This is a genomic window from Pseudoalteromonas sp. S3260 (assembly GCF_005886925.1).
In the GTDB taxonomy this organism is placed as follows: domain Bacteria; phylum Pseudomonadota; class Gammaproteobacteria; order Enterobacterales; family Alteromonadaceae; genus Pseudoalteromonas; species Pseudoalteromonas tetraodonis.
In genome coordinates this window covers 1-1,416 of record NZ_PNCV01000059.1, presented here as the reverse complement: position 1 = coordinate 1,416, position 1,416 = coordinate 1, and the positions used below count along the sequence as shown (strand labels likewise).

Here is a 1,416-nt window from a genome sequence, read left to right as displayed (position 1 = left end):
AAAAACGCCGGTATCAATAAAAAAAGTGGTTCAAAAATTGATTCAGGAAAAATATTACGATTTGAATCTGTTGCACTTGGCTGAACAATTAGCTACGAATGAGAACATTGTTATTAAGCGTGAAACCCTACGCGGTTGGGCACATGATATTCATCACGTTAAACGAGCCAAACGAAGACGTAGCAATGTTCGAAAGCGCAGAGAGCGCATGGAAGCACCGGGTCTAATGATGCAAATGGATGGCAGTCCACATCGCTGGTTTGGGGATAAAAAGCACTGTTTAATTGCCATGATTGATGATGCGACCAGTGAAGTATATGCTGAGTTCTTCCCGTCAGAGACCACCGTTGGATGCTTGAAAGTCATGCGAGACTGTATCGAAACGAAAGGTGTGTTTAAAACGCTTTATGTGGACAGAGCGGGTATCTTCGGCGGCCCGAAGCGCTGCAACTTCTCACAGATGCAGAGGGCTTGTGAGGAGCTGGGCATTGAAATCATCTTTGCCAATTCCCCACAAGGTAAAGGGCGCGTCGAACGGGCGTTCGATACCTTCCAAGACCGATTGGTGCCCGAACTTAGGTTGAACAATATTAACGATATTGCCGCTGCCAATGCCTACCTTAAGCATATCTTCATTCCGCAGTTCTGGCAGTCGAAAGTTCAAGTAAAATCAAAGCAAGCACCTGAATTTACGCCTCTGTCGAAACACATCAACCTTGATGATATCTGCGTCATTAAAGACCATCGTAAAATACGTAACGACCATACCTTCAGTTATGGCAATAAGTTCTACCTAATAGATTCACCGCTCAAGCACTCCATTGCCAATCAGAAAATCGAGATAAGGAACACGAGTAAAAAAGGGTTTACCGCTCACTTCGCTGGTCGCAAACTCAAGATCTCGGAAGTTAATGAACCAAGCAAACTGGCATCAGAAGACTTGGCAGTACAGAAGAAACTTGAAGTATTAGCGTTAATCGAAAAACTCGGAAGCGTCAGCGCTGCATCACGCCAAAGTGGCGTATCACGAGACACTATTCATCGGCACTTAAGACTAGTTAAGCGAGGTGGCCCTGAAGCATTAAAACGCCAAGAAACACCTAATCTACGGCACAAAAACTGTGTGGATAAGGCGATAGAAGACGCCGTTGTGCAATTCTCAATTGAACACCCTCACCTTGGTCAGCAGAAAGTCGCGATAAAGCTCAGTGAAGCCCTTGGTGTTGATATTAGCGCGGGCGGTGTGCGCAGCATGTGGCTAAGAAACAATATGAATACCACCGCATTGCGAGTCGAAAAATCTAATGCTCTGGCTGAATCGGCATAAAAGGTAGCCAGTTTAGCAACTGGCTGATATGCTATTTACGACAAAGTCGCTCGGTAATTAGACCGACATAATCCCTTGGTAATCACACT

1 protein-coding gene is annotated in these 1,416 nt (G+C 45.2%); it reads left to right on the top strand.

Translation table 11 applies throughout. The features are described from left to right. The coding region (locus CWC14_RS10800) for an ISNCY family transposase (RefSeq protein ID WP_138562877.1) at positions 1-1,327 on the top strand (1,327 nt) is incomplete at its 5' end. Positions 1,328-1,416: the final 89 nt, after the last annotated feature.